This is a genomic window from Rhodococcus sp. Eu-32, from assembly GCF_003336925.1.
GTDB lineage: Bacteria > Actinomycetota > Actinomycetes > Mycobacteriales > Mycobacteriaceae > Rhodococcoides > Rhodococcoides kyotonensis_B.
On sequence record NZ_QGNK01000005.1, the window covers coordinates 78478 to 100105 of the forward strand.

22 protein-coding genes are annotated in these 21628 nt (G+C 65.8%); 6 read left to right on the forward strand and 16 right to left on the reverse strand.

The window, feature by feature from the left end; genetic code table 11:
• Positions 1-6: 6 nt before the first annotated feature.
• The gene (locus DK926_RS07980; RefSeq protein WP_114329982.1) at positions 7-642 is read right to left on the reverse strand and encodes a LysE family translocator; all 636 of its coding nucleotides are present in this window, start codon (positions 640-642) and stop codon (positions 7-9) included.
• Between the two features lie 66 nt (positions 643-708).
• On the reverse strand, positions 709-1569 hold the full coding sequence (locus DK926_RS07985) for an SGNH/GDSL hydrolase family protein (protein ID WP_114329983.1): 861 nt from the start codon (positions 1567-1569) through the stop codon (positions 709-711).
• A 329-nt stretch (positions 1570-1898) separates the two neighbouring features.
• Here DK926_RS07985 and DK926_RS07995 point away from each other — a divergent pair, with 329 nt between their 5' ends.
• Complete coding sequence (locus DK926_RS07995; RefSeq protein WP_243636709.1) at positions 1899-2726, forward strand: MBL fold metallo-hydrolase; 828 nt, start codon at positions 1899-1901, stop codon at positions 2724-2726.
• 57 nt (positions 2727-2783) lie between these two features.
• Complete coding sequence (locus tag DK926_RS08000; protein ID WP_114329986.1) at positions 2784-2975, forward strand: hypothetical protein; 192 nt, start codon at positions 2784-2786, stop codon at positions 2973-2975.
• 3 nt (positions 2976-2978) lie between these two features.
• Here DK926_RS08000 and DK926_RS08005 read toward each other — a convergent pair whose 3' ends face one another.
• The 3 genes from DK926_RS08005 to DK926_RS08015 form a co-directional block, all read right to left on the reverse strand.
• A complete protein-coding gene (locus DK926_RS08005) occupies positions 2979-3251 on the reverse strand; it encodes a hypothetical protein (RefSeq protein ID WP_114329987.1) in 273 nt (90 codons plus the stop codon).
• 121 nt (positions 3252-3372) lie between these two features.
• Entirely contained in the window at positions 3373-4302 is a 930-nt protein-coding gene (locus DK926_RS08010; RefSeq protein WP_114329988.1) for a transketolase, read from the reverse strand.
• A gap of 3 nt (positions 4303-4305) precedes the next feature.
• Positions 4306-4983, reverse strand: a complete 678-nt coding sequence (locus DK926_RS08015) for a thiamine pyrophosphate-dependent enzyme (protein WP_114329989.1) — start codon at positions 4981-4983, stop codon at positions 4306-4308.
• A 120-nt stretch (positions 4984-5103) separates the two neighbouring features.
• Between DK926_RS08015 and DK926_RS08020 the strand changes: the two genes are divergently transcribed.
• Together DK926_RS08020 and DK926_RS08025 are read left to right on the forward strand one after the other, a co-directional pair.
• A complete protein-coding gene (locus tag DK926_RS08020) occupies positions 5104-6069 on the forward strand; it encodes an NAD(P)/FAD-dependent oxidoreductase (protein ID WP_114329990.1) in 966 nt (321 codons plus the stop codon).
• A gap of 50 nt (positions 6070-6119) precedes the next feature.
• On the forward strand, positions 6120-6728 hold the full coding sequence (locus DK926_RS08025) for a TetR/AcrR family transcriptional regulator (RefSeq protein WP_068430787.1): 609 nt from the start codon (positions 6120-6122) through the stop codon (positions 6726-6728).
• Here DK926_RS08025 and DK926_RS08030 read toward each other — a convergent pair whose 3' ends face one another.
• The 3 genes from DK926_RS08030 to hadA are packed head-to-tail and all read right to left on the reverse strand — an operon-like array spanning position 6729 to position 8695.
• Positions 6729-7445: a Clp protease N-terminal domain-containing protein gene (locus DK926_RS08030; RefSeq protein WP_114329991.1), complete on the reverse strand. Its 717-nt coding sequence runs from the start codon at positions 7443-7445 to the stop codon at positions 6729-6731. It lies immediately after the preceding gene.
• Positions 7446-7496: 51 nt separating this feature from the next.
• Positions 7497-8135 carry a hypothetical protein gene (locus tag DK926_RS08035; protein ID WP_243636710.1) on the reverse strand — a complete coding sequence of 213 codons (639 nt, stop codon included), beginning with the start codon at positions 8133-8135 and terminating at the stop codon, positions 7497-7499.
• Between the two features lie 17 nt (positions 8136-8152).
• Positions 8153-8695, reverse strand: coding sequence for a (3R)-hydroxyacyl-ACP dehydratase subunit HadA (gene hadA / locus DK926_RS08040; protein ID WP_114329992.1), 543 nt, complete (start codon positions 8693-8695; stop codon positions 8153-8155).
• Positions 8696-8858: 163 nt separating this feature from the next.
• Here hadA and ggt point away from each other — a divergent pair, with 163 nt between their 5' ends.
• Positions 8859-10763 carry a gamma-glutamyltransferase gene (ggt, locus tag DK926_RS08045; RefSeq protein ID WP_114329993.1) on the forward strand — a complete coding sequence of 635 codons (1905 nt, stop codon included), beginning with the start codon at positions 8859-8861 and terminating at the stop codon, positions 10761-10763.
• 8 nt (positions 10764-10771) lie between these two features.
• Here the strand turns inward: ggt and DK926_RS08050 are convergent, their stop codons facing one another.
• Genes DK926_RS08050 through DK926_RS08075 form a run of 6 tightly spaced genes read right to left on the reverse strand, consistent with a single transcriptional unit; the run spans position 10772 to position 18448 of the window.
• Complete coding sequence (locus DK926_RS08050; protein ID WP_114329994.1) at positions 10772-11455, reverse strand: response regulator; 684 nt, start codon at positions 11453-11455, stop codon at positions 10772-10774.
• Positions 11452-13935 carry a sensor histidine kinase KdpD gene (locus tag DK926_RS08055; protein WP_114329995.1) on the reverse strand — a complete coding sequence of 828 codons (2484 nt, stop codon included), beginning with the start codon at positions 13933-13935 and terminating at the stop codon, positions 11452-11454. The genes DK926_RS08050 and DK926_RS08055 overlap by 4 nt, the downstream gene beginning before the upstream one ends.
• Before the next feature lie 9 nt (positions 13936-13944).
• The gene (locus DK926_RS08060; RefSeq protein ID WP_114329996.1) at positions 13945-14583 is read right to left on the reverse strand and encodes a potassium-transporting ATPase subunit C; all 639 of its coding nucleotides are present in this window, start codon (positions 14581-14583) and stop codon (positions 13945-13947) included.
• A gap of 1 nt (position 14584) precedes the next feature.
• Positions 14585-16660 carry a potassium-transporting ATPase subunit KdpB gene (kdpB, locus tag DK926_RS08065; protein ID WP_114329997.1) on the reverse strand — a complete coding sequence of 692 codons (2076 nt, stop codon included), beginning with the start codon at positions 16658-16660 and terminating at the stop codon, positions 14585-14587.
• Positions 16657-18342, reverse strand: a complete 1686-nt coding sequence (kdpA, locus tag DK926_RS08070) for a potassium-transporting ATPase subunit KdpA (protein WP_114329998.1) — start codon at positions 18340-18342, stop codon at positions 16657-16659. Before kdpA ends, kdpB begins: the two co-directional genes overlap by 4 nt.
• A gap of 7 nt (positions 18343-18349) precedes the next feature.
• Positions 18350-18448: a potassium-transporting ATPase subunit F gene (locus tag DK926_RS08075; RefSeq protein WP_114330101.1), complete on the reverse strand. Its 99-nt coding sequence runs from the start codon at positions 18446-18448 to the stop codon at positions 18350-18352.
• Between the two features lie 370 nt (positions 18449-18818).
• Between DK926_RS08075 and DK926_RS08080 the strand changes: the two genes are divergently transcribed.
• A complete protein-coding gene (locus DK926_RS08080) occupies positions 18819-19511 on the forward strand; it encodes a DUF998 domain-containing protein (RefSeq protein ID WP_114330102.1) in 693 nt (230 codons plus the stop codon).
• Positions 19512-19568: 57 nt separating this feature from the next.
• On the opposite strand, the gene DK926_RS08085 is transcribed toward DK926_RS08080, so the two are convergent.
• Both DK926_RS08085 and DK926_RS08090 read right to left on the reverse strand, forming a co-directional pair.
• Entirely contained in the window at positions 19569-20303 is a 735-nt protein-coding gene (locus tag DK926_RS08085; RefSeq protein ID WP_114329999.1) for an EAL domain-containing protein, read from the reverse strand.
• The gene (locus DK926_RS08090) at positions 20300-21547 is read right to left on the reverse strand and encodes a helix-turn-helix domain-containing protein (protein WP_114330000.1); all 1248 of its coding nucleotides are present in this window, start codon (positions 21545-21547) and stop codon (positions 20300-20302) included. The genes DK926_RS08085 and DK926_RS08090 overlap by 4 nt, the downstream gene beginning before the upstream one ends.
• Positions 21548-21628 lie beyond the last annotated feature (81 nt).

Here is a 21628-nt window from a genome sequence, read left to right on the forward strand (position 1 = left end):
GGCCAACTATCCACGCATGGGTGCGTCAGCGCACAGACGAACGGCAAGGAGGCCGAGCACCGTTCCCATCACGTACCGCTGAATCCGCGCCCACGTCGGTCGGACCGCCAGGAACTGCGCGATCGTGCCCGCGCCCATCACGATCAGTGCGTTGATCGTCACCGCGACGAGAATCTGCACTCCGCCGAGCACGACGCCCTGCACGAACACATGTCCGGCAGCAGGATTCACGAACTGCGGAATGATCGAGATGTACATGACGGCCATCTTGGGGTTCAGCAGATTCGTCACCAACCCCATCGTGAACAACCGGCGGTTCGAATCCTGCTGCAGCCCTGACACTTCGAAGACCGTCGTCGATCCTCGAATCGCCGACACGGCCAGCCACAACAGATAACACGCTCCGGCGATCTTGATGGCCGTGTACAGCGCGGGAACAGCAACGAACACCGTCGCCAACCCGAGGTTGGTGGCCACCACGTACACCACCAACCCGAGCGCGACGCCGCCGAGCGACACAAGCCCCGCGTTGCGACCCTGAGAGATGCTGCGGGACACCAGATACACCATGTTCGGCCCAGGAGTGAGCACCATCGCCAGCGCGACAGCGAACACACCCATCACCGCAGTCGTCGTCACCATGCCATCGACGATGACAGTGTTCGGACCCGTTGTATCGGGCCAGTTTCACGATCGTGGACGGGTGCGTCAGCGCATGGCCGCAATCACCTGGGCGAACGCCTCCATCCCTGCCGCGGTGGGGTGCAGGGGCGCAGCCGAATTCGCCGGCACGACGCCTTCGAGATAGCGCTGATCGGGAGCCGCACACGCGTCGTGACCCACGCTCACGGGCCGGACGTCGGCGAATTTCGCGTCGTGAGACCGGGCCTCGGCGGCGAGGGCGTCGTTCAATCGATCGACGCTCGCCTGCAGGTAGTCCGCATCCCGCGCCCACACGGGCTGGGTGCCGTAACAACCACCGGGCTGGACGTACGTGCCGTAGCCGACGACGACGATCTCCGCGTTCGGCGCTCGGTCGGCGATCGCGTCCAGCACGTCACCCCATTTCGGTGCGGCAGCGGCGATGGCGTCGGCGATGCTGTCGTTGCCGCCCGCGGTGAGCGCGTCGGCACACGACTCCCCGTTCGGCTCGGGGGAGAAGTTGACGCATCCGCGCGCGGCGGAGACCAGGTCGACGTCGTTACCGCCGATGGTGATCGTGACGAGGTCCGTGTCCTGGGACAGGGCGTCGAGCTGAATGGGGATCGGACCGCTGTTGGTCTGCTGCGGGGCGACCGTGATGTTCTCCGATCGCGCACCCGAGCAGGACACGTCGACGAACGTCGCCGCATCGATCAGCCGAGCCAGAACATGGGGATAGTTCGCATCGGATTGCAAGCAGCCGGGCGTCCCGGTCGAATTCGGAATGAGTGGTCCCGACGCAGCGGAATCTCCGAGTGCGACGTAGTCGACCGCCGGAGGGGTCGGGGCCGACGCGCCCGATTCCTGCTCGGCACTGCACCCGACGAGTACGAGTCCTGCCAGAAGTCCTACCGCTGCGCGACGCATGATTCTCCCAGGCTACCGATGCGAACCAGCGCCACCGCGCAGGTTGCAGCGAACGCGCACGGTGCAACCTGCGCTGCCGGTGGAACGTGCGCGGAGAACGCGTTGCACGGATTCGCAGCCAAGTCACAGGCAACACGGGCTGCCCATTCGACGACGGCGCCGGTACCCTCGACCAGGTTCACCGCATCCGTAACGTAAGGACTACCACCGCATGATCACGAATTTCATCAACCTCATCCTCGGCAGCGTCGGATCCATCTCGGCCGGCAGCAGCGGCTTCGAGCTGGCTCCGGGAGTTCTCCCCTTCGGTCTCTGATATCGGAGTGATCGTGGGGAACGATCTCCCCATCTGCGTCACGTGCGGCGTCCAGTATCCGCTGGACGCCGACCGTGCGCAGTGCCCGATCTGCGAAGACGAGCGGCAATACGTCGGCTACGACGGCCAGCAGTGGACGTCCCTCGCAAAGCTGCGGCGCGACGGGTACACCGTCGACATCCACGAGGAAGTTCCCGGGTTGTGGGGGCTGGCGACGGCACCCGACTTCGCCATCGGCCAGCGCGCGCTGTTGATTCCCGGCCCCGGCGGAAACGTGCTGTGGGACTCGATCTCGTACATCGACGACGCGGCCGTGCAGCGGGTCACCGAACTCGGCGGCATCTCCGCCATCGCGTTGTCGCACCCGCACTACTACAGCTCCATGGTCGAGTGGAGTCGCGCGTTCGACGACGCCCCCATCTACGTGCACGAGCGCGACGCACCATGGGTTCCCCGACGCGACAACGTCGTCCTGTGGTCGGGAGACGCGAGAGACATCCTCCCCGGACGCACTCTGATCAACGCGGGAGTCCACTTCGCCGGCGGCACCGTCATGCACTGGGCCGACGGCATCGACGGCCGAGGTGCGCTGTGCGCCGGCGACATCTTCACCGTCGTCGCCGACCGTAAGTGGGTCGGCTTCATGTACAGCTACCCCAATCTGATCCCCGAGCATCCGGACACGATTCGCCGAGCGGTGGACCTCGTGCGCCCGTTGGCATTCGAATCGCTGTACGGCGCGTGGTGGGATCGGATCATCACTCGCGACGCGCACGACGCGGTGTTCCGCTCGGCGCGACGGTATTTCGACCACATCGGAGTGCCGACCGACGGGCTCTGACCCGTCACCGACATCGTCGACGGTTGACCATCGGAATCCAGGGGTATGAGGCACTGCATGACCGACACCGATCACACGCATAACGACGAGCACGCCGACTCGGCCGACCCCGCCACCGTCGACACCGACAAGGACTCGAAAGGCGCGGATTCCGACGTTCAATCGGACCCCGCCGAAGGTATCGAGTCCGGGGACTGGTCCGGCGAAGGTGGCGCGACCCCCGAGGGCCCGGCTACCGAGACCGAGTAGACGTCAGGTACTCGAGAGGCGACGTTCGTACGGGCAAACCTGACGAACGTCGCACACGGGAACCACCTTCTCCACCATGGTCCGGCCCGCGAGCCAGTCGTCGATGGTGAACACCACGCGTAGGTCTCCGAGCCAGTCGATGTCGACGACGACACCTACCGAACCCGCCGGTACGCCACTGCACCACGATCGTTTGCCCAGATCGCGGACGGCGACAACGGTGTCCCCGTCGCGCCACGTGTTCTCGTGCCACGAATGCTCGACTGCTCTGTTCATCGTCCCCCGACCACTGTTCGTACGACCTCTTCCGTACCCGACCAGTGAACAACACCACAGCACGTGTTTCAAGGCGATCCAGGTCGGTTGACCTGGACATTCGATGCCGAACCGTCCTGTTTCAGCCCCCGAAACGGGGCGTGGATCCGAAGAATTCGTCGAGCGAGTTCCGGAGACCGTCAACATCGAGTCCGTGTGCCCGTTCATGGTTTTTCGGCGAGCCGTATCGGCGCAGTTCCTCCCGCCCCACACCTAGGCCGAGCACTCGGTGCGGGACGTGGGACAACGCGTCGGACACGTACGGCACCGACGTCCCCGCCAGATACGGCTCCACGATCGCCACGTCGGGATGCGTCAGCGTGGACACGAGGGTTGCCGCGTCGAACGGCCGAACGGTGTCGGCGTACAGAACCGTGACGTCGCGGAGTTCGACGGCATCGAGCGTGTTGTCCGCCGTCGGTCCCACCGCGACGACCGTCCCTGAGCTGCCTCGCCGGAGCACGGTGAAGCCGGGGCCGTCGGAGTAGCGTCGGCGATTGGATGTGCTGTCGAGCCGCAGATAGACGCGGTCATCCGATCGAACCGCTCGACGCAGCGCATCCTCCGCCTCGTCGGCCGTGCCGGGGACGTCGACCGTCCACCCATCCAGGGTGTCGAGCACCGCGACGTCGCGATGGCCGAAATGTGTCTGCCCGCCGGACGCCATGCCGTACGAACCGCCCGCACTGACGAGTACGGCGCCGACGCCTTGATGGCCGAGATCGAGCTTCACCTGCTCGAAAGGTCGCTCGATCAGGAACGGCGGAAACGTGTGCACGATGGGCCGCATCCCGGCCAGCGCCATACCGCCCGCCAGGGAAATCGAAAGTTGCTCGCGGATACCGACATTCACCACTCGCGCCCGAACGTCGTCCGTCAGGAACGGGTCGACGTATCCGACGCCGATCTCGGCGAGTACCAGCGCGAGCCGATCGACTTCGGCCAGCAGCTCCGGAACGAGCCGGTAGAAGCGTTCACGCTGATCGGTCGATGCGGCAGTCGATGTCGCCATGGTCTATCCCTTCTTCTCCACGTGGGCTACGACGGCATGAGGCATGTCCCCGTCTCGGGCGGTGAGCGCACGGTGCAGTCGTCGATGATCTCGGCCGTCCACGTCGTCGACCACCCATCCCTCGACCGCGAACCGGCGTGCGATACCGCCGGGCCACCCGAGCCCCGCGGAGTCGTTGTCGATCACCACGGCGGTCAGATTCGTCAGACCGCGACGGCCGGCGAACTGGATGGCTTCGATGTTGCTGCCCTCGTCCAGTTCCGCATCGCCGAGCAGGACGAACACGCGTGCGTCACTCCCGCGCAGCGCCAGAGCGACAGCGGTTCCCGCGGCCAGGCCGAGCCCGTGACCGAGCGAACCCGACGAGATCTCGACGCCGGGCACGAGGGTGCGATCCGGGTGATATCCGAGAATCGAGTCGAAGTCGCCGAACGTGTCCAGCTGCGTCGGCGTCAGGAACCCGTGTGCCGCGAGCACCGCGTAGTACGCCATCGGCCCGTGACCCTTGGACAGGAAGAATCGGTCACGGTCCGGGTCGTCCAGGTCGCTCGGGTCGACGCGGAGCACGTTCGAATAGAGAACCCAGATGACGTCGAGCGTGGATGTGGCGCTCGCATCGTGCTTTTCGTCGCCGGTCATTCTGGTCATGAGCGCCGGTAGCTCGTCGTAGGTCGCTGTCATGACCCCAGCCTGCGACCTCAACCTTTGTCGAGGTCAAGGCCAGACCCTCCATGAGTGGTCTATTTTGCCGATCCAGCAAAGTTACTTGCCATACTCGGAACGGTGGGTCACAGTGGGTACATGACATCGAAACCCGAGTACGACGTGATCATCATCGGCGGCGGCGCCGCAGGCCTTGCGGGAGCGGTGACGCTCGGACGGGCACGCAAGCGGGTGCTCGTCGTGGACGCAGGTCAGCCGCGCAACGCACCGGCCGACCACGCCCACAACTACCTCGGCCTCGAGGGCATACGGCCCCTCGACCTGCTGGCCAGAGGCCGCGACGAGGCACAGTCCTACGGCGTCGTGATCAAGGCCGGTTCGGTGCTGTCCGCATCGAAGTCCGACGAGCACACCGATCCGCACTTCACGGTCGACCTGTCCGACGGCACCGCGGTCACTGCGCGACGCCTCCTCGTCACCACCGGTCTCACCGACGTGCTGCCCGACATCGAGGGACTCGCAGAGCAATGGGGACGTAGCGTTCTGCATTGCCCGTTCTGTCACGGCTGGGAAGTGCGCGAGCAGACCGTCGGCATCATCGGCAGCGCGTTCGCGACGCATCAGGCAATGATGTGGAGGCAGTGGGTCGACGACGTCGTGCTGTTCACGAACCAATTCGAGCCCACCGCAGAGGAATCGGCCAAACTGGCGGCCCTCGGCGTGACCGTAGTGGAGGGCGAGATCGCGCGCCTCGCACTCGACGACGACACGCTCGCCGGAGTCACGTTGGCCGACGGCACCACCGTTCCGGTGCAGGCAGTCGTCACCAAGCCCGAGTTCGAGGCCAACGCGGACATTCTGGTGAGTCTCGGCCTCGAGGTCACCGAGATGACGATGGGCGACAAGCCGATGGGCGCGTCGTACGTCGCCACCGATCAGGCCGGGAACACCTCTGTCCCCGGCGTGTTCGCAGCGGGCAACGTCGCGGCGCCGATGGAGAACGTGATCGGCTCTGCCGCAGCAGGAGTCCGGGCAGCGGGCGGTATCGTCGCCAGCTTCATCGAAGAAGACGTCCGTTCGGCACTCGCTGCCACATCGCGCTGAGAGGCCGTCGTGTACCCTTCGACCACGTAGGACCATCCGAAGGGGTAGGTGTGAAGGACCGGCCGACGTCCCTCCGGCCAGGCCGCGGACGACGGCCCGCCGGAGAGGTACGTGCCGCCGTTCTGAAGGCCGCCGCCGATCGCTTGTTCGAAAGCGGTTTCGCAGCAATTACTTTCGACAAGGTGGCCGCGCAGGCCGGCACCAGCAAGATGACGCTCTACAAATGGTGGCCGTCGCCTGGCGCGCTGGCGTACGAGGCCTATTCGAGCGTCGTCGACGACGTCGTGTCGTTCGAGGACACCGGTGACATCTCCGCCGACCTGAAAACCCAACTGCGGTCGTTCGTTTCATTACTGACCGCGGAACGGTCAGGACATATCGTCGCGGAGTTGATCGGCGCGGCACAGAGCGACCCCGCTCTCGCCGACGAGTTCATCCGCTCGTACGCCGGTCCGCGTCGAACGCGAATGGTGGGACGCCTCCAAGCCGCCCGACGCGTGGGACAGATCGCGAACGGCATCGACCTCGACGTCGTCATCGACGAACTGTGGGGCGCTTGCTATTTGAGGTTGTTGCTTCCGACCCTGCCGTTGGACTTCGACTTCGTCGATGCACTCGTCGACAACGTGACGGCGGGCATCTCGCCGCCGCGTCGATGATCAGTCGAACTGCGACAGAAATTCGGCAACCTGCTGCTCGACGGAGGACTTGTCGAGGCCGAGATCGGTCAGCAACCCTGTTCCGTCCTCGTGTTCGAGTAGAGCCAGAAGAATGTGCTCGGTGCCGACGTAGTTGTGCCCCATACGAAGCGCTTCGCGGAACGTCAACTCGAGGACCTTCTTCGCGTCGGCGCCGAACGGGATCAGAGCGGGGGATTCCGCGACGGCCTTCGGTAACACCGCCGCGGCCGCGTCACGCACGGTCTGCTCGGTCCGATTGTCCGTCAACAGGATTCGCGCTGCAATGCCCTCCTTCTCACTCAGGAGGCCGAGGACGATGTGCGCCGGGGAAATCTCTGCGTTCTTGGCGGAGTGCGCTTCGTTCTGCGACCCCACCACGACGCCCCGAGCGCGCGGAGTGAAACGGTTGAACCCCTGGTTCGCGTCGAGGTCGGAGTCGGAACCCTTGGGCACGAACCGTTTCTGAGCAGCCTGCTTCGAGACGCCCATGCTGCGGCCGATTTCGGTCCACGACGCACCGGACCGGCGTGCCTGATCGACGAAGTGCCCGATCAGGTGATCGGCGAGGTCGCCGAGTGCGTCCGCCGCGAGAACCGCGTCGGACAGTTGGTCGAGCGCATCGGTGTGCACCTTCTTGATGCCCTCGATGAGGTCATCGAGACGGACGGGGACGTTGAGTTTCGTGGGTTCGGTCATGCGTCAACCATAAGTTGACGATTTCGCTGCGTCAACCCTCGGTTGACGATGTCATCGAAACGCTCGCGCCGCCGCAACTCCGGCCGCGACGTCGAGCTGCCGCGCGCCGAACAGCGTGCGCAGCTGATCCTCGGACACGTCGGCGCCTGCCGCGATCGCCGCTGCTACGGCCTGGGGATCGACGTCGGCGGATATGCCCTGGTCACGCGCGATGTGCTGGAGAAACTCGGTCAGATGACGCGCCGTCGCCTCGTGCGTGACCGTCGGAAGAGCAAGGGATTCGAAGCCGTCGGCGACGGTGTAGTCGGCGCGCGTCCATACCCCGCCGTCGAAGCCGTACACGAACCCGATCCACATGCCGTTCCGCTCGATGTCGGTGAGGTAGTCCTCGATCGCGTCCCGCCACCACGCGGGAGTGTCCGCGAGAAGATCGGTTTCGGGCTCACCGAAGTACGGTGCTGCTCCGGCGTAGTACGTGTCGCTGTACTCGTGGTCGTGGCCGACGAGGACCGCCCGTCCCTCGTCGAGTATCCGCACGTCGGCCCAGTTACCGCCGCCGTCGTCGTAGTGCCAGGTGCGATCACGCGCACAGCAGTGGTCCGGCCGACCCTGTGCTGCCGTCAGTGCGGAACAGAGCGCCCATCGTCGGCGCATCTCGTCGGGACGGGACTCGAGCGGCGCACGCTTCACGCCACGGGAAACTACCGTCAGATGGCCGGAACCGCGACCGTACCGGCCATCATGATCTTCTCCACGACGTCCATGAACTCGTCGGGTGCCTGGATGTCGGTGCTGGCTGCGATGGTCGTCGTCGCCGTCATGACCGGCTGGTCACGTTGGTCGAAGATGTCGTTCTCGACGACGATCAGATCGGTTCCAGCAACCTTGCGCGCCGAGACGATGGACACCTCGCAGCTCAGGCGATCACCTGCGCGCAGCGGCCGGTGGAAGGCGAACTTCTGATCGACCTGCAGGATCTGCGGCATGGCGTAGCAGCTGAGGGTCTCTTCGAACAGCCGACGCTGTGCGACGAATCCGACGAGCGCCATGAAGGTGGGCGGAGCGACGAGATCGTGGTGACCGAGTTCCGCGGCTGCGTCCACGTCGAAGTGGGCCGGATGAAAATTCTGTACGGCACGTGCGAACTCGGCGACCTTCGCTTTGCCGACCTCGTAGACGTCGTCGATCCGGTAGCTCTGTCCCACCATGGCACGTACCTGCCCCGGCACGTCCTCTGACACATCGCTCATGGGTGACGATTTTACCGCCCTGCTGGTCGACCGAATGCAACGCGTTCCACACGGGGCCGAAAGCTCCTCCAGCAACCGTTCAGCAACCGTGGAATCGCCGTACTCGACGCCGACCCGGAGTGGAACGACTACGAGGACGGCGCACCGGTGTTAGCGTCGGTCGATGCGTTCGAGACGAATCACCGTGGCGCTCTGCGCACTCGTCCTGTTACCGGTCACTGCCTGCAGTAACGAGGAGACCGAATCCGCGTCGTGCGCGGCTGGTGACATCACCGCAGCCCAGAGCACGTCGGCGGGCGGCAGTTCCGGCGGTGACATCTCGACGAACCCGGAGATCGCGACCGGGTACCGATCGGGGATGACACCGGTCGACACCCGCGACTACGCGGTGTCGACGGCCAATCCGATCTCGACCGAGGCCGCGTGCGAGGTCCTGCGCGACGGCGGTACCGCTGCCGACGCGCTCATCGTCGCGCAGACCGTGCTCGGGCTCGTCGAGCCGCAGTCGTCGGGCATCGGGGGCGGCGCGTTCCTGATGTACTACGACGCGAAATCTCGCGAGGTACAGGCGTACGACGGTCGGGAGGTGGCGCCCGCGAGCGCCACCGGCGACTACCTGCGCTACATCGACGACGTCGACCGCACCCCGCCGCAACCGGATGCCCGATCCAGTGGCCGATCGATCGGCGTGCCCGGGGTGCTCCGTATGCTCGAGCAGGCACACACCGATCACGGGACTCAGGACTGGTCCGACTTGTTCCAGCCGGCAGTGCAGTTGGCGGACAACGGGTTCGCGATCAGTCCACGTATGGCGCAGTCGATTGCCGACTCCGCCGCGAAGCTGGCGCTCGACCCGGAATCGAAGGACTACTTCCTGCTGCCGGACGGCGCACCGAAGTCCGAGGGCACCGTGCTGAACAACCCGGCGATGTCGAAGACGTTGTCCGCCATCGCGGACGGTGGCGCCGACGCGTTCTACACCGGCGACATCGCGGACGCGATGGTCGACGCCACCGCCGACACCTCGGCAGGCCGCACACCCGGGCAGATCACGCTGGAGGACCTCGCGGGATACGAGGCCAAGACCCGTACCGCCGTCTGCACGCAGTACCGGGACCACGACATCTGCGGGATGCCCGGGCCGTCGTCCGGTGGGATCGCGGTCGCGTCGGCGATGGGGATTCTGTCGAATTTCGATCTGGCCGAGTACGCACCGACCGACATGGATGCGAACGGCGGGAAGCCCACGGCCGAGGGTGTGCACCTGATCTCCGAAGCCGAGCGACTTGCGTACGCGGACAGGGATTTCTACGTCGCCGATCCGGATTTCGTGCCACTTCCCGGGGGATCACCGGATGCACTGCTGGACCCGGAGTACCTGAGCGAGCGGGCAGGGATCATCGATCCGCAGCGCAGCATGGGAACGGCACAGCACGGCGACTTCGGGCCCGTGGAATTCGCGTCGTCGACCGATCCCGAACACGGAACCAGCCACATCTCCGTCGTCGACCGCTACGGTAACGCCGCGTCGATGACGACGACGGTCGAGTCGGCGTTCGGTTCGTTCCACATGGTCGACGGCTTCCTGCTGAACAACCAGCTCACGGACTTCTCCGCCGAGCCGGCATCACCGGATGGGACACCGCTGGCCAACCGCGTCGAACCGGGAAAGCGTCCCCGCAGTTCGATGGCGCCGACGCTGGTGTTCGACCGGAACACCGACGGCTCACGGGGCGATCTGGCGATCGTGACGGGCTCTCCCGGCGGATCGGTCATCATTCAGTTCGTCGTCAAAACGCTTGTGGGCATGCTCGATTGGGGGATGAACCCCCAACAGGCCGTGTCGATGGTCGACTTCGGTGCCGCCAACTCGCCCGCCACGAACTACGGCGGTGAGCATCCGAACGTGCAGGGGCCGGAGGATCCCGTCGTGACGCAACTCGACGCGATGGGCCACGACGTGTCCGTCGCCGACCAGTCCAGCGGCCTGAGCGCGCTGCAGCGCACCGACACCGGATGGTCCGGTGGTGCGGATCCGCGTCGTGAGGGTGTCGTACTGGGTAACTAGTAGCCGCACTACTGCAACCGATATCCCATGCCCGTCTCGGTGAGCAGATGCTTCGGGTGCGACGGGTCGTCCTCGAGCTTCTGCCTGAGCTGGCCGAGATAGATTCGCAGGTAATGGGTTTCGCGTTCGTGCCGTGGACCCCACACCGCTTGGAGAATTTCCTTCTGCGACACCAGTTTTCCGCGGTTGCGGGCCAGGAGTTCGAGCACACCCCATTCGGTGCGGGTCAGGTGGACGTTCTCCCCGTGCCGGGTGACCGTTTTCGCCGACAGGTCGACGGTGAACGCGTCGGTCACGACGACGGCGTTCTCGGTCGCATGCGGACCACGCCTCCCCGCCGCTCTGAGACGCGCGAGCAGCACGTCCATCCCGAACGGTTTGGTGACGAAGTCGTCGGCACCGGCGTCGAGAGCGTCGACGATGTCGGCCGAGTCGGTCCGCGCCGACAACACGACGATCGGCACATCCGTCCATCCCCGCAGGCCGCCGATGACGTCGATACCATCGATGTCGGGTAGCCCGAGATCCAGGATCACGATCTCGGGATGGAAATCGGCCGCCGCACGCAACGCCTCGGCTCCCGACGTCGCGACGGCAAGCTCATAGCCTCTGACTTGCAGGTTGATGCGGAGAGCGCGCACGATCTGCGGCTCGTCGTCGACGACGAGCACGCGAGTCCTCGCTGCCGTCATCGGGTCACCGCTCCCAACTCGACGGTCATCGTGAGCCCGCCGCCCGGGGTGCCCGAGGCGACGACCGACCCGCCCATGGCCTCGGCGAAACCCTTGACGACGGACAGCCCGAGCCCGACTCCGACGGTGTTGTTGCGATCGCCGAGTCGCTGGAACGCGTCGAACATGGTGCTCTCCGATCCTTCCGCGATTCCGGGACCGCCGTCGGACACCGTGATCGACGCACGCTCGCCTGCGCGCGTGGCACTGATCCGGATGTCGCTGTCGGGCGCATGCCGTGCGCTGTTGTCGACGAGATTGGCCAGCACCCGTTCGAGCAGTCCGACGTCCGCGAGTACTTCGACGTCGCCTACGTCGATATGTACCCGCCCGACCGGAGCCGACGATCCGACGAGCGCTCGATGGACGGCATCCTCGACGTACACCGGCTGCAGGGTCGGTCGAACGACGCCCGCCTGCAGTCGCGACGAGTCCAGGAGGTTGCCGACGAGCGCGGTCAGTTGATCGGCCGATTCGTCGATGGTGGCGAGCAATTCGGCGGTGTCCTCGGGAGAGAACTCGATGTCGGTGCTGCGCAGCGACGACGATGCGGCCTTGACCGCGGCCAGAGGCGTCCGCAGATCGTGGCTGACGGCCGACAGCAGCGCTCGCCGCAGCACGTCCGCTTCGGCCAACGCACTGGCACGGCTGGCCTCCTCGGTCAGTCTCGCCTGCCGCACCAACCCGGCCGCCTGATTGGCGACGGCCGTCAGCACGCGTCGGTCACGCGCACGGGTGCGGGCCCCCGCGAGCACCATCGTGAAATCTCCGGCGGGCGCATCGATTCGCGTATCGGCGTGTTCGACGGTCGGCGCAGGCACATCTCCGACGCTACCGACCGTGTCACCGGTGGACACTTCGATCAACGACACCGACCGCTGCCCGTACGTCTCCCGTACGCGCTCGAGCAAGGCGTCGAGATCCGCACCGCGCAGCACGGAGCCGGCGAACAACGTCAACAGCTCGGCCTCGCGCGACGCGCGTCGTGCCTCCCTGGCACGTCTCGATGCGGTGTCCACCAGAACCGCGACCGCGACGGCGACTATCAGCAGCACGACCGTCACGACGAAGTTCTCGGGCTCGGCGACCGCGAAGCTGTGTCGCGGAGCGGTGAAGAAGAAGTTGAGCAGAAATCCTGCGATCAGAGCCGACAGTGCCGCGGGCGCAACCCCTCCGAGGAGAGCCACGCACAACACGACCATGAAGAACAGCGCGCTCTCACCGCTCGAGTCGAACTGCGGGTCGACGATCGCGAGTACGGCAGCGGCGACACAGGGAACGGCCACCGCAGCGACCCACGACAGCATCCGTCGCGCACGGGAATCCGCATGGACGCGCAGACGGCGTCGTCGAAACCCGGTCTCGCCGTGCGTCACCATGTGCACGTCGATGGTTCCGGAGTTCTGCACGACGGACGATCCGATGCCTTCGTCGACGATTCGGGCGAACCGAGACCGTCGCGACGTGCCGATGACCAACTGCGTCGCGTTGACGCCCCGCGCGAATTCCAGCAGCGTCGTCGGGACGTCGTCGCCGACGACACTGTGCATGCTCGCGCCGACGGCCGTCGCCAGGGTGCGGACAGCCCCCATCTGCGGCGCGGACACCCCCGCGAGGCCGTCGCCGCGCACGACGTGCACCACCATGAGCTCGGCGCTGGACCGAGATGCGACACGACTTGCGCGACGCACCAGCGTCTCCGACTCGGGCCCACCCGTCACCGCGACGACGACTCGCTCGCGCGCTTCCCACGTGTCGGTGATGTGTTCGTCGGTCCGGTATTTCACGAGCGCCGCGTCGACCTGATCGGCGATCCACAGCAACGCCAGCTCGCGCAGCGCCGTCAAATTGCCGCGTCGGAAATAGTTGTCCAACGCGGCGTCGATCTTCTCGGCGCTGTAGATGTTCCCGTGGGACATCCTGCTGCGCAACGCTTCCGGCGTGATGTCGACGAGCTCCACCTGCGCTGCCGCACGAACGACGTTGTCCGGGACTGTTTCTCGCTGCACGACGCCGGTGATCTGCTGGACGACGTCGTTGAGCGACTCGAGGTGCTGCACGTTCAGGGTCGACACGACGTCCAGACCCGCGTCGAGCAACACTTCGACGTCCTGCCACCGCTTCGTGTTCCGTGAGCCCGGCGTGTTGGTGTGTGCGAGCTCGTCGACCAGAACGAGATCCGGCCGACGCGCCAGCACGGCATCCAGATCGAGTTCGCGTCCGACGGTGCCGCGGTAGGGAATCTCGGTCGGCGGGACGACTTCGATGCCGTCGAGCGCCGCCTCCGTCACCGCGCGCCCGTGTGTCTCGACGAGAGCCGCCACGACGTCGCATCCCCTGTCCCGGCGGCGACGAGCCTCGCTCAGCATCGCGTACGTCTTGCCGACGCCAGGCGCAGCACCCAGATAGATCCGCAGCTCCCCGCGGCATTTCTGGTCCATGCACGTCTCCTAGTCCGGGCTGCAGTGCGGCGCAGTCAGTCCGAGAGCGACGTTGAGCTGCGGAACGTTCACCGCAGCCGCCCCGAGTACACCGTACTGCGGACCGTGCGTGTAGTCGTCGACGAGTGCTCGAACGTCGGTGACGCTCAGGCCGTTCACCTCGGCCACCCGTGGGATCTGCAACGCCGCGTAGGCGGGACTGATGTCCGGATCGATGCCCGATCCGGATCCCGTCACGGCGTCGACGGGGACCTGGCTCGGGTCGACGTTCTCACGCGCTGCGACCTCCGCGCGCCGCTGCCCGACGAACGACGCCAGCGTTTCGCTGCTCGGACCCTGGTTGGTCGGGAGCGCGGCACTCGGGTCACCGGGCGCGAACGCGTCGTCGTCGGCGACCGATCCGGTGACGCGGGGGTGGAAGTACGGGTCGGGCTGTCCGTCCGGAACCTGTGGATCGACGCCGACCAGAGAGCTTCCGACGACGCATCCTGCAGCGTCTCGAAGCGGCGACCCCTCCGCCGACTCCGTGTCCAGACGGCTGACGGCCCACACAGCGACGGGATAACCGACGCCGAGGACAGCGGTGAACACCGCGAGTACCGCGAAGCCTGCGAGCATCTGACGAAGAAAACCCTGTGCGAAGCGCATGTCAACCAATCCCGGGAACGAGTCGGACGAGAAGATCAATTACCCAGATGCCGACGAACGGCGTGACGACGCCACCGACGCCGTAGATCAACAGGTTTCGCCGCAGCAGCGAGGCAGCCGACGACGGGCGATAGCGAACACCTTTCAGTGCCAACGGAATCAGCACGACGATCACCAGCGCATTGAAGATGACCGCCGACAGGATCGCCGACTCGGGCGTCGCGAGTCGCATGATGTTCAACCCACTCAGCTGCGGATACAGCCCACTGAACATGGCGGGCAAGATCGCGAAGTACTTGGCCAGATCGTTGGCCAGCGAGAACGTCGTCAATGCGCCGCGCGTGATCAGCAACTGCTTACCGATCTCGACGATCTCGATCAGTTTGGTCGGATCCGAATCCAGATCGACCATGTTGCCGGCTTCCTTGGCGGCGGACGTTCCCGTGTTCATCGCAACGCCGACGTCGGCCTGTGCGAGCGCAGGGGCGTCGTTGGTGCCGTCGCCCGTCATCGCGACGAGCCTGCCGCCTTCCTGTTCCTTCCTGATCAACGCCAGTTTGTCCTCCGGCGTCGCCTCGGCGAGGACGTCGTCGACACCTGCCTCCGCGGCAATCGCTTTCGCAGTCAGCGGGTTGTCGCCCGTGACCATGACCGTCCGAATGCCCATCGCCCGCAGTTGTGCGAAGCGGTGTGCGATCCCCGGCTTCACGACGTCGGACAGTTCGACGACGCCCAGCACGGTCGAGGAGCCGTCGGCCGTCTCCGCTACGACGAGAGGCGTACCTCCTGCTTGCGCGATGTCGTGCACGGTGTTGCGCACGGCGTCCACCGGCGTGCCGCCGTTCTCGAGTACCCATGCGGCGACGGTGTCCGCAGCGCCTTTGCGAATCCTGCTGTCACCGATATCGATACCGCTCATCCGTGTCTGCGCGGTGAAAGGAATGAACTCACCGGCGATCTCCGACGCGTCGGCTGTCGGTGCCAGATCGAATTCACTGCAACACAATTCGACGATGCTGCGCCCTTCGGGCGTGCCATCCGCCAACGACGAGAGGCGCGCCGCGCGAGCCAGGTCGACGGCATCGACCCCGGGCGCCGGGTGCAGAGCGGTCGCGCGTCGGTTTCCGTAGGTGATCGTGCCGGTCTTGTCCATGAGCAATGTGTCGATGTCACCGGCAGCCTCGACCGCCCGGCCGGACATCGCCAGGACGTTCCGCTGCACGAGACGATCCATGCCGGCAATCCCGATGGCGGACAACAGCGCTCCGATGGTGGTCGGGATCAGGCAGACGAGAAGCGCGATCAACCGCACCGGATCCTGTTCGTCACCGGCGTAGGCGCTCATCGGTCCGATGGCGACGACGGCGAGCAGGAACACGATCGTGAGCGAGGCCAGCAGGATGTTCAGCGCGATCTCGTTGGGTGTCTTCCGACGCGACGCCCCTTCGACGAGTCCGATCATCCGGTCCACGAACGTCTCACCCTGCGCAGCGGTGATGGACACGACGATCTCGTCGGACAGGACCGTCGTGCCGCCGGTGACCGCCGACCGGTCTCCGCCGGCTTCGCGGACCACGGGGGCCGATTCACCGGTGATCGCCGATTCGTCGACGCTGGCGATTCCCTCGACGACGTCGCCGTCACCCGGGATGGTCTCACCGGCGGCCACGATCACCTCGTCACCGATCGCGAGGTCGGAGCCGCGTACGGTCTCGACGCCTCCGCCCGCGGTGCGTCGTCGCGCGGTGGTGTCCTGCTTGACCTTGCGCAGGCTCGCTGCCTGCGCTTGGCCGCGCCCTTCCGCCACGGATTCGGCGAGATTCGCGAACAGCACCGTGAACCACAGCCACCCCGCGATCGACCACGCGAAGACGGAGGGGTCGCCGACGGCGAGGACCGTCGTCACCACCGACCCCAGGAACACCACGAACATGACGGGGTTTCTCGCGAGGTGCCGAGGATCGAGTTTGCGGAACGCACCCGGCAGCGCGGTCCACAGTTGGTCGGTGTCGAATTTGCCGGCGGGAACGGCGGTTTCGATGTCCACGGGCTGTTCCGGACTGGTCACGACAGTCATTGCATCGCCTCCGCGATCGGGCCCAGAGCGAGGGCGGGGAAGAAGGTGAGGGCGGCGACGAGGACCGCCGAGCCGAGGAGCAACGTGCCGAACAGAGGACCGGTGGTCGGCAGCGTTCCGACGTCGGTGGCCGTACGCCTGCTCTTGACGAGGGAGCCGGCAAGCGCCAGAACGAAGACGATCGGCAGGAACCTGCCGAACAGCATCGCAAGGCCCAGGGACGTCTGGAACCAGTCGCTCGTGACCGTCAGGCCACCGAACGCGCTTCCGTTGTTGTTGGCGGCCGACGCGTAGGCGTACAGAACTTCGGTGAAGCCGTGGATCGACCCTGGAGTGCCCGGGTCACCCGAGTTTCCCTGAAACCCTGTGGTGGAGTCCAGAACGACGGTGACGGCGGTGCCTACGAGCACGAGCGCGGGCATGACCAGCACCGACAGGGCCGCCATCGTGATCTCGCGTCGACCGAGTTTCTTGCCGAGGAATTCCGGGGTGCGTCCGACGAGAAGTCCCCCGACAAACACCGCGACTACGGCGAGGATCAGCATCCCGTAGAGGCCGGTACCGACGCCGCCGGGCGCGATCTCTCCGAACAGCATGTTGAGCAGGACCGCCCCTCCACCGAGCGGCGACATGCTGTCGTGCGCGGCATTGACTGCGCCCGTGGAGGTTCCGGTCGTCGAGACGGCGTAGAGCACGGAGCCGGGGATACCGAACCGTACCTCTTTGCCCTCCATCATCGCGCCCGCCGCGTTCGCAGCGATTCCGCGGGTGCCGGATTCGGCGGCGAGTGTGACGGCGAGCAAGCATCCCCACAGCGTCGCCATGACGGCCAGTACCGTCAGACCCTGCTTGCGATTTCCGACCATGGTGCCGAACGTTCGCGTCAGGCAGACGGGAATCAGCAGCAGCGCGATGATCTGAACGATGTTGCTCAGTGGCGTCGGATTCTCGAACGGGTGTGCCGAGTTGGCGGCGAAGATTCCGCCGCCGTTGGTCCCCAGCACCTTGATGGCCTCCTGCGATGCAGCAGGTGCAAGTGCGGTGTTCGTCATCGATCCGTCCAGCCCGTGTGCTGTGAAACCCGACGAAAACGATTGCACGACACCCTGTGTCAGCAGCACCAGGGCGATGACGAAGGAGATCGGAAGCAGAATCCGCAGCGTCCCCCGGGTGAGGTCGACCCAGAAGTTGCCGATCTCGCCGCCGCTTCGTACGCGCACGAATCCACGTACCAGAGCAACCGCCACCGCCATACCGACCGCCGCGGACACGAAGTTCTGCACGGCGAGGCCGAGCGGCTGCGTCAGATTCGACATCGTCGTCTCGGGTACATAGGACTGCCAGTTGGTGTTGGTGACGAACGAGACGGCGGTGTTGAACGCGACGGCCGGACTCACCCCGGGCAACCCGTCGTTCAACGGTAGAACGCCTTGAATCCGTTGCAGTACATACAGAAACAGCACCGAGGCCGCCGAGAATGCGAGGAGGCTGCCGGCGTAGCCGACCCAGGTCTGTTCGGTCCGTCGATCGATGCGGCAGATGCGATAGGTCACCGCTTCGACCCGTAGATCGCGGGTGCCGTCGAACACGCGGGCCATGTAGTCACCCAACGGCACGTAGGCGAGTGCGAGCACGGCGATCACAGCAGCGATCTGCAGGCCCGCGAGAAGCGCAGGATTCATGTCGGCGTCAGAACCTCTCGGGATCGAGCAGAGCGATCAGCAGGTAGACGACCGTGACTGCTGCGAGTGCGATCGCCACGACGCTCACGACTCCTGAATACGTGATCACTGTGTTGCTCCAAGTGCCCGTACGACGAGCGCGCACGACGCGAACGCGGCGAGTACGACGGCTAGGTAAGCGATATCGGCCATGACCCCAGCTTCGGCTCGTCGACGCGTCCGGACGACGATTCTTACGAGCTCCTTACGGACCGACCGTGCGTTCTTGACGACATTCTTACGGCACCGACCGTCCGGTTCCGGGTGCGAACCTGAGAGCGGCACTGGTCATTTCGGGCAGGCTCTCAGGTTCGGGCCGTAGGGTGTGCCGGAACCACGCTCGATGCGACAGGGAGTTTCTCATCAGTCACGAACGCCGAACCCACAACCTTCGTCATCTGGCAGCGGGGACGGCCTGGATACTCTCGTTCGCCTATCTGTTGGCAGAGGTATTCACCGCCGCGGCCTGGAAGACGCCGTACAGCTTCGCCCGAGATTCGATCAGCTCACTCGGAGTCACCACGTGCGACGTCGACTCGTGTTCACCGATGCACGACGTGATGAACTCGTCGTTCATCGTGCTCGGCGCCCTTACGCTGGTCGGCGCGGTGTTTCTTCACCGACACATCAGAAGCGGCCGGGAGAAGAAGTGGATCCTCTCGCTCGCGGTCGTCATTGCCGTCAGTACCGCCGCGACAGGCCTGTTCCCCGCCAACGACGGCACGATCGTCCACTGGACCGCGGTACTTCCCGGATTCATCGCCCGGCATGTCGTGCTCGTGTTGATCGCATGGCATCTGTGGCACGAACGACGACTGGTCGCAGTGTGGTCCGCTCTGTGTGCGGCGGTCGGAGTGGTGGGCGCAATCTTGATGGTCGCGCAGACGCTGCACTTCGGCCTCGGGGAGCGCCTCGCGCTGTATCCCATGCCGACATGGATGGCCGTCACGGGCACGGCGGTCCTGTTCGCCCTGGCCCGGCGGACGGTGCTCGCCCGGTTCGACTTCACGTTCGCCCGTGATCCCCGGCGGTGGATTCGGCGGGCGGCCGTCGAGAGTATGCCGACCCTGGTGAGGGAGAAGTCGGGGAAAGCCGAGGCTGGGCGTGATGTCCCAGTCGCTCCCGTATGAACCGGCATTCCTGATGAGCCTGCGGCAACTGGGACATGTCGCCCACAACCTCGTGCGTCAGCAGTCCGTTGCGCCGATGGACGAGATGGACACGGGCCGGCCGTAGAACCAGCCCTGACCGAGAGTGGCACCGAGGTCGACGGCGCGGGCCCGGTCACGTTCGGTTTCGATGCCTTCGGCGACCATCACCGCGGACGCGTCGTCCACATGCTTTCGAACCGCGCGAAGCACACGACGGGACCGAATCGTCCCCGGGTGGCGCAGAATTCGCGCGTCGAGCTTGACGATGTCGGGTTCGACGATGCGTAGCGCGTCCAACGTGCTCCAGTTCGAACCGACGTCGTCGAGTGCGATGGTGATTCCACGACGGCGTGCCGCTCGAATCATGGCGCGCAGACCGTCGGGGTCGACGTCGAGGCCGCGTTCGGTGATCTCGAGTACCACGTCGAGGTCGTCTGCGAGCGTGTCGAGATGCGCCTCCATCCGAACGGGATCGGCTGCGCCGCACGGTTCGACGTTGAGGAACAACGTGAGACCGCGCACCGACAACGACGACCGAGCTTCTCTGACTGCCGCAGTGCGGCAAGCGATGTCGACGTCGGCCACGACGCCGCGTCGCCGGGCGAGCGCGAACACTTCGGCAGGATCGACGCCTTCGACGGTTGGCCAGCGCGCGAGCGCCTCGACGCCGACGACTCCGCCGGTGTCGAGCGTGACCACGGGCTGGAAGGACGGGATCATCGCATCGATCGCCACGAGTGCGGCGCGTGCGGACATCGACGTGACGGTCATCGCTTGGACGCCTCCGACGGAGTGTGCGCATCCAACGAGTCCGCGATCAATGCGGCGTGCAGCGACCGTAGGCCGGACGACTTCATGGGGTCGATTCCGGTGATCTGCTCGATACGCTTGAGCCGATAGTCGACGGTATTGGGATGCACGACAAGTTGTTTCGCTGCCTTCTTGCGGTTGGCTTCGGCTCCGACGAACGCACGTAGCGTCGGCAGCAGATCGGGAACCACGCGCAGCGGGTCGAGCAGTTTCTGGAGGTGCCGTCTACCGACACCGGGGCGCGCGATCTGAAACTCGAGCGCGAGGTCGGAGATGCGGTGCACGCCCGGTCGATACTCGAGTCGCTGGACGAGCCGGAGAAGCTCGTATGCGTTCTCGGCTGCGTCCGGAACATGATCCGTCGTCGCCGTCACCGACGCCGCGTAGATCGAGATGCCACCTGCCGCGCTCATGCGCTCGACGATCGTCTCCACGCTGTCCGACGCCGTGTCGGGCACCAGGACGGTGCCACCGGTCGGACTCAGCACGGCCAGGGCGAGGGACGGGGACACGCAGTCGGCAACGGCGGCGTGAATACGACGCTGCTTCATACCGGCGGCGATGTCCCGCTCGGCCGGGGATCCCTTCTCGTCGGGGTGCGGCGGAAAGTGCAACGCGATGACGTCGTACGACGCGGCCAATTCGATCCCCGACCGCTCGGCAATGCGCTGCGCACGGGTGCCGCCGGCCAACAACGCGGTGGTCATCGAGTGTCCGGTGTCGTCGTGCAGCGTCGCGACGGCCTTGTACTCCTCGAGGTAGGCCGACGTGACGGATTCGGACACGACGTCGAGAAGCCCGAACATCAACACCGCACCGTCGACCAGCGCGGCATGTTCGTCGGCGTCCGCGGTGTCGGCGACCAGTCGCAATCCGGCCGAGAAGCCCACGTGGAACGCGTGCAGGATCGGCGCGATCTGCATGCCGGCCCGAGCCCACCTGGCTGCGTGTTCTCGCAGCCTCGTCAGGTCGACGGTGGACGGTTGCGTTCCGCTGTCGAGGACGTCGGCAGCGAGTTCGACGCACAGCGTCGCGATCTGAGCCACCTCGTCCCGGCCGTGGTCGTCGGTCAGTTCGGTGCAGTCGGCGCCGTCGATGATGGCGTCGACCAGCCTCGTCGTCGCGGCGCGGGTGGTGCGCAGACTGTGCGACGCCGGCCGCCCGCCCAGAGACACGGCGAGCGCAGCACCGGTGGGTGTTGCCATCCGAGCCCCCTTCCCGACCGCCTCTCGGACATACGATCAGATCACAATACGACAACAAACAAACTTTTCGACTGATTTCAG

Excerpts from the sequence above, each read along its gene's own strand:
- DK926_RS07980 (WP_114329982.1), bottom strand. The coding sequence starts at position 642 with ATGGTGACGACGACTGCGGTGATGGGTGTGTTCGCTGTCGCGCTGGCG.
- DK926_RS07985 (WP_114329983.1), bottom strand. The coding sequence starts at position 1,569 with ATGCGTCGCGCAGCGGTAGGACTTCTGGCAGGACTCGTACTCGTCGGG.
- DK926_RS08000 (WP_114329986.1), top strand. The coding sequence starts at position 2,784 with ATGACCGACACCGATCACACGCATAACGACGAGCACGCCGACTCGGCC.
- DK926_RS08005 (WP_114329987.1), bottom strand. The coding sequence starts at position 3,251 with ATGAACAGAGCAGTCGAGCATTCGTGGCACGAGAACACGTGGCGCGAC.
- DK926_RS08010 (WP_114329988.1), bottom strand. The coding sequence starts at position 4,302 with ATGGCGACATCGACTGCCGCATCGACCGATCAGCGTGAACGCTTCTAC.
- DK926_RS08015 (WP_114329989.1), bottom strand. The coding sequence starts at position 4,983 with ATGACAGCGACCTACGACGAGCTACCGGCGCTCATGACCAGAATGACC.
- DK926_RS08020 (WP_114329990.1), top strand. The coding sequence starts at position 5,104 with ATGACATCGAAACCCGAGTACGACGTGATCATCATCGGCGGCGGCGCC.
- DK926_RS08030 (WP_114329991.1), bottom strand. The coding sequence starts at position 7,445 with ATGACCGAACCCACGAAACTCAACGTCCCCGTCCGTCTCGATGACCTC.
- hadA (WP_114329992.1), bottom strand. The coding sequence starts at position 8,695 with ATGAGCGATGTGTCAGAGGACGTGCCGGGGCAGGTACGTGCCATGGTG.
- ggt (WP_114329993.1), top strand. The coding sequence starts at position 8,859 with ATGCGTTCGAGACGAATCACCGTGGCGCTCTGCGCACTCGTCCTGTTA.
- DK926_RS08050 (WP_114329994.1), bottom strand. The coding sequence starts at position 11,455 with ATGACGGCAGCGAGGACTCGCGTGCTCGTCGTCGACGACGAGCCGCAG.
- DK926_RS08055 (WP_114329995.1), bottom strand. The coding sequence starts at position 13,935 with ATGGACCAGAAATGCCGCGGGGAGCTGCGGATCTATCTGGGTGCTGCG.
- DK926_RS08060 (WP_114329996.1), bottom strand. The coding sequence starts at position 14,583 with ATGCGCTTCGCACAGGGTTTTCTTCGTCAGATGCTCGCAGGCTTCGCG.
- kdpB (WP_114329997.1), bottom strand. The coding sequence starts at position 16,660 with ATGACTGTCGTGACCAGTCCGGAACAGCCCGTGGACATCGAAACCGCC.
- kdpA (WP_114329998.1), bottom strand. The coding sequence starts at position 18,342 with ATGAATCCTGCGCTTCTCGCGGGCCTGCAGATCGCTGCTGTGATCGCC.
- DK926_RS08085 (WP_114329999.1), bottom strand. The coding sequence starts at position 20,303 with ATGACCGTCACGTCGATGTCCGCACGCGCCGCACTCGTGGCGATCGAT.
- DK926_RS08090 (WP_114330000.1), bottom strand. The coding sequence starts at position 21,547 with ATGGCAACACCCACCGGTGCTGCGCTCGCCGTGTCTCTGGGCGGGCGG.